Source organism: Brunnivagina elsteri CCALA 953 (assembly GCF_002289455.1).
Taxonomy (GTDB): domain Bacteria; phylum Cyanobacteriota; class Cyanobacteriia; order Cyanobacteriales; family Nostocaceae; genus Brunnivagina; species Brunnivagina elsteri.
Genome location: NZ_NTFS01000252.1, coordinates 1 through 9,715 on the forward strand (window position 1 = coordinate 1; position 9,715 = coordinate 9,715).

Below are 9,715 nucleotides of genomic sequence, written 5' to 3' on the forward strand. Positions count from 1 at the left end.
TAGCTTTTAAACTTGGATTTTGAGCCTTTGGAATCAAATCAAGGATGAAAATCCCCAAAAGTCTTGCTATTAAAGGCTAATTACAAATTATTGTTTAAATTTCAGCATAACATCTACGGAAGAGCCTAAATAATTCTGTATATTTGATTCTGGATTTCCATTTAATCTCTTTTTTGAGGTAAGTATCCTTCAACCAAGCAATCTGTACCAACTAAGCGAATTTCGACATTTTCTAAAGATAAAGCCTGTGTCATAGTCGTAAAACCCAAGTCTCCTACGGGTGTGGGAGCATTAGCACCACCTATAATTTTAGGGGCTATAAATGCGAGAACCTTTTGAATTGCCCCAGATGCGATCGCACTCGCAGCTAATGTACCTCCGCATTCCCACAATACGTTACAAAAACCCCGTTGGTAAAAGTAATTCATTGCTCGATCCGGTGTTAATATATCCATCTCAACTACTTCTACCGCTCGACTTCGCAACATCGCTTGAAATTGGGGATTTGCTCCTACTTGTGTCAAAACTAACGTCTGTGCTGTCTCTGTTTCCCAGAGACGAGCGTCTGTAGGTAAATCGAGATTACGACTCATGACTACTCGTAAAGGATTATGTGCCCCTTCTTGATGGCTAGTTAAATAGGGATTATCTTTCCTGACAGTGTTTCCACCAACCACAACCGCATCAGTCGCTACACGAAATTGATATACTACTTGGCGAGCATCTGGACTTGTTACCCAAGCACTATGACCTGTATCTGTAGCAATTTTCCCATCTAAGGTCATGGCAAATTTTAAGGTTCCCAAAGGCTTTTGGTAAAGAATGCGATGGATAAACCCTTCATTTAATTTCCGACAAGCAGTTTCTTCTACCCCAACAACAACTTCAATTCCAGCATCGCGCAAACGGGTAATTCCTCCCCCAGCAACCAAGGGATTGGGATCGACCATACCCACAACCACTTTTTTCACTCCTGCGGCAATTAAAGCGGACGTACAGGGTGGAGTTCGTCCGTAGTGGTTACAGGGTTCTAGACTGACGTAAGCAGTGGCTCCCCGTGCATTTTCGAGGGCTGCCCGTAATGCGAAAATCTCAGCATGGGGTTCTCCTGCACGGGGATGAAACCCTTCTCCAACAATTTCTCCATCTTTAACGATGATTGCACCAACTAGGGGATTCGGTGAGGTTTTCCCCAATGCTCGACGTGCTAGTTGCAAACACTTCTGCATCATTCGTGAATCGAAGTCAGTTTCGATAGTTAAAACTGATTGCAAATGAGAATTGTTTTGAGTCAGCATTGAGGGATTATCCTTGTTGTAAATAATGTTCAAACCGCGATCGCAATTGTTCTAAAGTTAAATTTTGTGTCCAATATTCTACTAAAGCATGACCAAAAGCCCAAGCGTTACGCTCCGATGAGCCATTATTCTCTAAAAGTAATGACCAAAGTGTTCGCAAATCAAATTTGAGGGGATTTTCACTTTCGGGGTTCAACAACGAAAATAATTCATATGCCATTTGTAATTTACCAATCACTATCGGTAATTGTTCGGCAGGAATTTTTTCGGAAAGTAAGTATGCAAGAGCTGGGGAACCTGTGGAAACGGTGGAAATAAATTGTAGTACTGGACTTTTTAGTAGTGCGGTTAGTCCTTGTGTTGTGGTCATTTGGAAGCTGTAATGATCGATAATTTTAGCAGCAGCAAGGGTACGAGCATCCAAATCCCGTAAAAATCGAGCTAATCGCTGTTGTTTTGCTGGATTTATTGCTCCTAATAAAGCGAGTGATAGAGCATCGATTCCCCAAGCAACACGTCCTATTTTCGGATCATCTGTGACAATGGGTAATATCAAGTCGCAAAAATCACCAAGCAACTCAACCCGATATTTGGTAGCTTCGCGAATTGAGACTTCCTTGGGTTTATCTCCCCATTGCCAATCATAAGGTGGTTGCCATTCCCTGATCGGACGTAATTTATCAACTTGAGTGACGATTGTAATCGCTGGTAAATCAGTAACTTCGGCTTTAATATCCCGCAAAAAGTCCGCATCCATCTGTAGGGAAGGGTCAAGTGCTGGTGTTACTAGTAAAATTAAATCAGCTTCGTTGGTGTATTCTAAAACTGTATCCCGCAATCCACCACGATTAACTTGCTCGTAACCGGGAGTATCCCAAAGCGTCAATGATTCTCCATCGCTAGTTTGCCAATGATAGCTTTGAATCTTATCGGTACTCGGTAAAACATCAACTTCGGCAAGTTCCGATTGGAATAGAGTATTGATTAAACTACTTTTACCCGCACCAGTACGTCCAATCAAAAGAATATTAACAGGCTTTTGTGCGATCGCATCCACAGGTTCTACTTGAGACAAAATCTCCCGCAGGGTTCGGGTTTTTTCTGATACTGGTGCTAATGTTGATGTCGTTATAGCAAAAGATGAGGGTAAGCGATCGCTACCGTAAAGCATGACTGCTTGCTTACATAAATTTCGCAAAGCAACTTCCCGCAGCAACTGATTCAAATTCCCTAATAATTGCTGATTCGCTTGATTTGTATAGCGTTGACTCGCACGTTTTGCCACTGCTGCGGCTGGATTTAACAACCATTGTGCCAAATTCCATACTCTTAATAACTTTCGCGCCGATGGTTCCAGCTTTTGGTAAACTTCGTATGCTTCGTATGCTTGACCAATACTAACTTGATTCAATGCCGGAGATAACTTTTGCATCCAGCTATCCATATCGTCAACTGTTCCCCGAATCAACCCGTATGCTTGGGGTACATAGATATTTAGCAGGGGATATTTAATATCGGGGCAGTAAATATTGGCAATGCTAGTTACCAAATCTAGACATCGCTGCCAAAAGGTTTGTAAATCTTCCCAAATTGCTGCATCATTCTGGGATAGTTGTAACATTTCTTGTAAAGCAATTTCGGCACGACTTGTGCGATCGCTTCCACCTAAAGCAATTGTACCAGTAGATGCCGCTTCCAATTCTCGCTTGACTTCCGCCACAGCATCCTCAACCTGAGCTAAAGCTGGTTTTGTCCACTTGACTACCAGCCAACGCCAGCCAACAAATATAATTGTAAATACAGCCCAAATCCAACTCAGTCCCCATTCATGGATTTGCATTCCTGCCGCAATCAAAAGAAAGCTGATAATTACCGTAAGTGGAAGTGCCAGAACTACCCATTGCCAGAATTTTAAGCGTATCATTACCGTTTTTTTGCCCCTGCTGACTAAAACTTTTCTCTATATATATTTGATTTAAACGCAGAAAAACGCAAAATTTATGATTTGAACCGTAGCTTACTTGTACTTCCTAGCAATGTATTCAGAGATGCTGTGGTGGAAAGGCTTTACGGCTGTTTCCTAAAGTTTTCTCTCTATGATAAGAATAACAAGCTATAATGAAGGTCGGTATATAGACTAAATGCTTAATCTCAGTGTTTACATGTTCTCATTCGCACAGTTCTGTCCGTATCTACTATCAGAATACTTATATTCGTCAATCCATAAAAAAGATTGATATATTCTGCTGCCAAATCCTCTGAATCATGTGTTATAATTCAGGAGGATGATAAAATTCGGCTTGTAGTTTGTTTTTCAATGTTTAGCATTACAGACCTCTCCGGATCTAAATCTCTACACTCTTTTGATACTGGAGACGAGACTTATGTCTATTTATATCGGTAATTTGTCCTATGAGGTTAGAGAAGATGACCTCAGACAAGTCTTTGCAGAATATGGAACTGTAAAGAGCGTTCAACTGCCTGTTGATAGAGAAACAGGCAGAATGCGTGGTTTTGGCTTCGTTGAAATGTCCAGCGATGCTGAAGAAACTGCTGCAATTGAAGCTCTTGACAGTGCTGAATGGATGGGTCGTAGTTTGAAAGTCAACAAAGCGAAACCTAAAACTGAAGGCGGTTCCTTTGGTGGTGGCGGCGGCGGCGGCAGACGCGGTGGTGGTGGTGGTGGACGCGGTGGTTACTAAACTGCGTCATCAGACAACTCACTAATAATTTGTCTTTGAATCAAGAAGCAAGCTACAAGCTTGCTTTTTGATTTTTAATTATTGCCATCACCACAGCAATAGTAAGAAGAGCAAAAGGTAAAATAAAGCGTATAAAATAATTTTTTCACTGAATAATTAACCTACCAACGGTTATAAACCGTTGTCTAATAGTAAAAGCCCTCTTAAAGAGGACTAAATTCAAATTATAAATGGCAAGTATATTTACGTAATAGCATACTAGTTAAAGTTTATTTATCCAGTAGGGGCAAACGGCTGTTTGTCCTTCCTCTATTCTGTAATATACAATTCCATGAATATTTTGCGTGGTAAGTCGCAATATAAATTCAGTAAATAAATTCAATAAATAAATTCAATAAATAAATTCAGTAAATAAATGAGGGCAAACGGTTGTTTGCCCCTACGGTATACTCGATTGCAAACCGTATTTAAATCTGTTGGGGTATGGGTAAAAATATGTCATGGGTGGAATTATGTCTTGATACAACAACAGAAGCAGTTGATTGGGTTTGTACATTGCTAGCTACGACAACCTATACTAGTGACATTACAATAGGTTCATATAAAAAATCGAGCGAAACAAAAGAAGACTGGGTATTTACAATTTACTTTTACGTAGCCAATGATGTTTATGCGAGTCAGCGTATTCAACAGGTAAATAACTTACTTTCCTCTTTGCAAAGAACAAAACTGACAAGTGGGATTCAAGCATATGTAGTTGACGAGAAACCAGAGAGCGTAGAAATTGATAATTTCCCTGTGCGTATTGGTAAAAGGTTTGTGGTGTTGTCACCAAATACTGTTTACGAATCTGAAACAGCAGACGAAATAATCTTGAGATTAAAAACTAGTTTGGCGTTTGGGAGTGGTTTACATCCAGCCACAATGTTAGCAATGGGTTTGCTGGAAAAATATGTAAATCCGAATATGAATGTACTCGACTTGGGTTCAGGTTCGGGTATTTTGAGTATTGCGATCGCAAAATTAGGTGGACAAGTATTAGCATTGGATAGCGATCGCGTTGCCGTGGAGTCAACCCAAGATGCAGTTAAGCGCAATCAGGTTGAACAGCAAGTAAAAGTGATCCAGGGAAGTTTGGGGAAAGGTAGCGAAATCGGACATTGGATGGGTGGTGATAATATTGCTGAGATTTCAACTATTAACCCGAATGCAAATTTTGACTTGATTGTTGCCAATATTTTAGGAAGAGTACATACTACCCTTGCCCCCGACTATCGTCAAGCCTTACGCTGGGGTGGAATGTTGATTGTGTCTGGTTTTAATCAAGATTATGAAGAATCTGTTGTCGCCGCTTTGGTAGCAGAAGGATTTGAGATAATGGATAAAAAAAGCTCTTGTGAATGGATTGCGATCGCATTACGCTTAAAAATATCATGAAGATTAATCAACGTCATGAGTGGTCGTTGTCACAAGACGATGCGATCGCTATTCAGGAACAGTTAAATAAAGAGGTAATCACCGAAGATAAACTTAAGGACAAAATTGAGTTTGTTGCAGGGGTAGATATGGGATTTGAGGAAGATAACACAGTTAGTCGAGCAGCAGTCGCTGTTTTAAGATACTCAGATTTAGAGGTACTAGAAACAAGCATTGCCTATCGTCCAACAACGTTTCCTTATATTCCTGGTTTCCTTTCGTTTAGAGAAATTCCGGCTGTTCTGGATGCCTTAGAAAAGCTAGAAATGACACCTGATATTATCTTATGTGATGGTCAAGGTATAGCCCATCCGCGAAGATTTGGTATTGCCTCTCATTTGGGCGTATTGTTGGATATGCCGACAATTGGGGTCGCAAAATCTCTACTTGTGGGCAAACATGAGCCATTATCTGAAGAAAAAGGTAATTGGCAACCTTTAATATATCAAGGTGAAACAGTTGGTGCAGCTTTACGAACGAGAACAGGGGTCAAACCAGTATACATTTCTTCCGGTCATCGAATTAGTTTGGAGACTGCAATCGCGATCGTTTTACACTGTACTCCTAAATACCGTCTTCCAGAGACTACAAGAGTTGCAGATAAATTAGCTTCGGATCGATAATTCATAATTTGTAATGCCCAATGCCCATTAACCATTAATAATTTTTTAATTTTTCCCTAAATATTTAGATTACTTATAACAAATTGTGTTAGTAATCGCACAAGGCAGATTTGAAGTAGTTATCACAGGAGTCTTTGGGCTGAAACAATGAGCGCACTAACTATTAAGTGGTACGATGCAGGTCAAGAAAAAACTCAAACAATATACGAACAACAACCAAGTAAAAACCCTGGAACTGTTCGTATCGGTCGTGACCCACTCAGGTGCGATATTGTTCTGAGTCATGCTACGGTATCAGGTTTACATGTAGAAATATTTTTTAATCCCCAGCAACAACAATTTTTTATTCGGAATCTACGGGAACAAAATCCTCCCGTAATCGATGGTAAAAGACTAACACGAGGAGAACAAGCTTTAAATCAAGGTAGTTTAATTCTGCTCGGACAAGCCAAAATCCAAGTTACGGGGATATCTACCATCGAAGCAACGATTTTGTCACCACCACCAGTAAACTTAGGTTCCCAACCTGCATCCATACCAGTTGCCGCTAAACCACCATTATACCAGCATCACCATCACAATCCAAACTACGGTTTACAATGTCCAAGATGCGATCGCGTTTCTCCACTTGAACATTTAGAGATAGGTTGTCAATGGTGCGGGACATCCCTAGCTGCTGCTGCGAGTGTTTTGGTGACACCAAACCAACATTAAAATGGTCACACCAAATGGCTCAAAACGATTTGAAATTTAGCTTTTAAACGCAAAGTTTCGCGTTAGAAGCTTTGCGGCTACCTTCGGAAGTCACTCCGTGCCTACCCGTAGGGTAGGTAAGCGCAAAGTTACGCAGAGTATTTGTTTGATATTTTCTGTATAGCAACTGCTGTGAGAGGTAAGAGGGGAAGGTAAGAGGGGAAAATGAATAATAACTCAGAAATTCAACTAACCTGGGAAGACCCAGCAACTGGGGAACGACGCGAACCGCGTTTGCGTCCACCGATTACTTTTGGTCGGGAATTTGCGCGAATGCCAGCAGAACACAATGGACAGCGTGTTGCGCGGATGATACTTAATAGTAACGAAATTTCACGCTATCATGCTTTGTTGGAATGGGAACAAGACCAGCTAATCGCCACAGATCAAGTTAGTGTTAATGGCATTTATGTCAATGGTCAACGTCAAAATCGAAGTGCGATCGCAAATGGTGATACGTTGCAAATTGGACCATACGCAATTACGATAACTTTTGTTGGTAATTCACCCGCAGTCAATGCCAATCAAATTAATCAAAATTCCAGAATTGAGTTTAATCCAAATACTAACCTCCCAGACCCAAATTGGCGATCGCCTCAACAAGCGACACCACTCGGTAGCAACTTTCCACCACCAATATTTAGGGAAGAACGCATTCCTGTACAAGCAATCCACGCAACGGGTTTACCTGTTGATGAGTACGATTTTCTGGCTGTCGGTGCTGGATTGGGTAGTTTTATCTGGGTTGACCTATTACGAATTTGCGGTGTTAAAAGCGAGAAAATTATTGCTTTGGGTTTAGAGAAAGAACCCTATGCACGTTACAAACGTCTATGTTTAAATTCGCAAATTCCTTTACACGAACGTTTGCGATCGAATTCCGACTCTTGCCCCGATAATATTTGGGGATATCCAAGTTACGCATGGCGCGAAGCTTGGCATGATATTACTAAAATTAAGTTTAACCAATCTTTTCAATATCTGTGGCAAGTATTTGCCGAGCCTACTTATGCTGAAACCTATACACCACGCGCAGCGAATGTCTTTGACTCAATCGATCGGGAAGCTAGACGTATTGGTTGGGATAAAATTTATCGTTATGGAAGGGTACGAGGTATTCGGAAGACAGATGATGGTCGCTATTGTGTTGCCTATTCTCGCGCACCAGGCAACCATGCATTTTTAGTGGTGCGATATCTGCATTTAGCAACTGGTTATCCAGCTATTCAATTTTTGCCTGACTTGCAAGCATATCGCGAAAAATATCAGGATTTTAAATCGGTTGTGAATGCTTATGAAGAACACAACCACGTTTATGAACAACTGGAACGTCAGGGAGGTAAAGTATTAATTCGGGGACGGGGGATTGTGGCATCGAGGGTAATGCAGCGAATTTACGAAACCAGGAAAAAGAATCCTAATATCAGCGTACTACATTTGATGCGATCGCCTAAACCAATGGGCAACAAATTCGGTAAATCCCAGCGTCTTGTCAAAAATCATTACGAATTTCAACCATTTAACTGGCCTAAAGCCTGCTGGAGTGGGGAACTGCGCGTTATGCTGGAAAAAGCCAGCCCCGAACAACGCAAAACCCTACTCGCTGACTGGGGAGGTACAACCACCGCAGACCGTGGAGATTGGCAGCGCATCACTGAACAAGGTATAAATGAAGGCTGGTATAATATTCAATTTGGTGAAGTCAAAAACGTCGAACGGGATTCCCAAGGACGGACAGTAACCCACATTCAAGAAAAAAACTTTGGGCAAATAACTTTGGATGCTGATTTTATTATTGATGCAACCGGACTTGATGCTAAAGTCGAAGCCAGCCCATTACTTGATGATTTAGTTAAGCATTACCATTTGCCATTAAATAGTTTGGGACGTTTTGCAGTTGCTAATAATTTTGAACTAGTCGAAATGCAAAACGAGAAAGGTAAAATGCACGCTGCTGGAGCCATTACTTTAGGTGGTCCATACGCTGCTGTGGATAGTTTTTTGGGTTTGCAATATGCTGCTTTGACGGCAGTTGACACACTTGCAAAATCTCGCGCACCAGGAGTACAGCGGTTAAATGCTGTTACTTCTCTTGGACAATGGTTGAAATGGGTATTAAATAAGTCTCCATCTTAAGGGACTTCCAGAAAATAAAATCTTCTTTCTCGTATACTTAACAACACTATCACGCGGAGGGTAGGGAGACCCTACCCCTACAATGGACATCGACCGAATTTAATTATGTTTCTCCCAGAACCCTTGTACAGACTGCGAAGTTGCCGCGAAACTTTGCCACGGGGATACTCCCTGGTGGCAAGATTTCGAGAATATTCTGTCCCGGCACATTCGCGTAGCAATGCTACGTCTCTACGTCTTTTCCACCAGATGTCTATTAATTTCCAATGCCCAATGCCCAAATGTATCCATCCGTACATGACTGCGAATATTATCTGTGGCAATAATATTAATGCGATCGCACCGTTGCTATCCATCCTCACCGTATAGACGGATGGGGAATTCCGCGAGCTTGGTTAAACGGTTACAGCAGAGGCTAATAAAAGCTTCTTTTTCAAAAAATTTCGACTAATGGTGTACAAATGTATAGAATCGTGAAGAGATAACAAGATAACCTATATTAATATGCAAACTGTTTTAACAACTTCCTCGATGCAACTATCCCTTCGCTCGACACCAACGCAAACTCAACCAAAAAAGATTGTCGCACTAGGAGATAGCTTAATATATGGCTTTGGAGACCCAGATGGTGGTGGCTGGGTAGAAAGATTACGTCGTCTGTGGATGTTGCCGGATAGTCCCGGTCATGTGGTTTATAATTTGGGTGTCAGGGGCGATCGCACTATGC

9 protein-coding genes are annotated in these 9,715 nt (G+C 41.3%); 6 read left to right on the forward strand and 3 right to left on the reverse strand.

Annotated elements, in window-relative coordinates:
• Positions 1-161: 161 nt before the first annotated feature.
• Positions 162-1,298: a bifunctional diaminohydroxyphosphoribosylaminopyrimidine deaminase/5-amino-6-(5-phosphoribosylamino)uracil reductase RibD gene (gene ribD, locus CK510_RS19900; protein ID WP_095723363.1), complete on the reverse strand. Its 1,137-nt coding sequence runs from the start codon at positions 1,296-1,298 to the stop codon at positions 162-164.
• Between the two features lie 7 nt (positions 1,299-1,305).
• Positions 1,306-3,222 (reverse strand): GTPase family protein, encoded by a 1,917-nt coding sequence (locus tag CK510_RS19905; RefSeq protein WP_095723357.1) that lies wholly within the window; start codon positions 3,220-3,222, stop codon positions 1,306-1,308.
• Positions 3,223-3,682: 460 nt separating this feature from the next.
• On the opposite strand from CK510_RS19905, the gene rbp reads away from it, so the two are divergent.
• The 5 genes from rbp to CK510_RS19930 all read left to right on the forward strand — a co-directional run bounded on the left by rbp (position 3,683) and on the right by CK510_RS19930 (position 8,988).
• The gene (gene rbp, locus CK510_RS19910) at positions 3,683-4,000 is read left to right on the forward strand and encodes an RNA-binding regulator (protein WP_095723358.1); all 318 of its coding nucleotides are present in this window, start codon (positions 3,683-3,685) and stop codon (positions 3,998-4,000) included.
• Between the two features lie 483 nt (positions 4,001-4,483).
• The gene (locus CK510_RS19915) at positions 4,484-5,437 is read left to right on the forward strand and encodes a 50S ribosomal protein L11 methyltransferase (protein WP_245912230.1); all 954 of its coding nucleotides are present in this window, start codon (positions 4,484-4,486) and stop codon (positions 5,435-5,437) included.
• Positions 5,434-6,099 (forward strand): deoxyribonuclease V, encoded by a 666-nt coding sequence (gene nfi, locus CK510_RS19920; protein WP_095723360.1) that lies wholly within the window; start codon positions 5,434-5,436, stop codon positions 6,097-6,099. Before CK510_RS19915 ends, nfi begins: the two co-directional genes overlap by 4 nt.
• A gap of 147 nt (positions 6,100-6,246) precedes the next feature.
• On the forward strand, positions 6,247-6,813 hold the full coding sequence (locus CK510_RS19925; RefSeq protein WP_095723361.1) for an FHA domain-containing protein: 567 nt from the start codon (positions 6,247-6,249) through the stop codon (positions 6,811-6,813).
• Positions 6,814-7,017: 204 nt separating this feature from the next.
• Positions 7,018-8,988: an FHA domain-containing protein gene (locus tag CK510_RS19930; RefSeq protein WP_095723362.1), complete on the forward strand. Its 1,971-nt coding sequence runs from the start codon at positions 7,018-7,020 to the stop codon at positions 8,986-8,988.
• Between the two features lie 77 nt (positions 8,989-9,065).
• On the opposite strand, the gene CK510_RS31110 is transcribed toward CK510_RS19930, so the two are convergent.
• Positions 9,066-9,344, reverse strand: coding sequence for a hypothetical protein (locus CK510_RS31110; protein ID WP_143289358.1), 279 nt, complete (start codon positions 9,342-9,344; stop codon positions 9,066-9,068).
• Between the two features lie 148 nt (positions 9,345-9,492).
• Here CK510_RS31110 and CK510_RS19935 point away from each other — a divergent pair.
• A partial coding sequence (locus CK510_RS19935; protein ID WP_342745985.1) for an SGNH/GDSL hydrolase family protein occupies positions 9,493-9,715 on the forward strand: 223 nt, incomplete at its 3' end.

What these genes read in the sequence shown, in the direction of transcription:
- ribD (WP_095723363.1), bottom strand. Translation starts at nt 1,298, where the DNA reads ATGCTGACTCAAAACAATTCTCATTTGCAATCAGTTTTAACTATCGAA.
- CK510_RS19915 (WP_245912230.1), top strand. Translation starts at nt 4,484, where the DNA reads ATGGGTAAAAATATGTCATGGGTGGAATTATGTCTTGATACAACAACA.
- CK510_RS31110 (WP_143289358.1), bottom strand. Translation starts at nt 9,344, where the DNA reads ATGGATAGCAACGGTGCGATCGCATTAATATTATTGCCACAGATAATA.
- CK510_RS19905 (WP_095723357.1), bottom strand. Translation starts at nt 3,222, where the DNA reads ATGATACGCTTAAAATTCTGGCAATGGGTAGTTCTGGCACTTCCACTT.
- nfi (WP_095723360.1), top strand. Translation starts at nt 5,434, where the DNA reads ATGAAGATTAATCAACGTCATGAGTGGTCGTTGTCACAAGACGATGCG.
- CK510_RS19930 (WP_095723362.1), top strand. Translation starts at nt 7,018, where the DNA reads ATGAATAATAACTCAGAAATTCAACTAACCTGGGAAGACCCAGCAACT.
- CK510_RS19925 (WP_095723361.1), top strand. Translation starts at nt 6,247, where the DNA reads ATGAGCGCACTAACTATTAAGTGGTACGATGCAGGTCAAGAAAAAACT.
- rbp (WP_095723358.1), top strand. Translation starts at nt 3,683, where the DNA reads ATGTCTATTTATATCGGTAATTTGTCCTATGAGGTTAGAGAAGATGAC.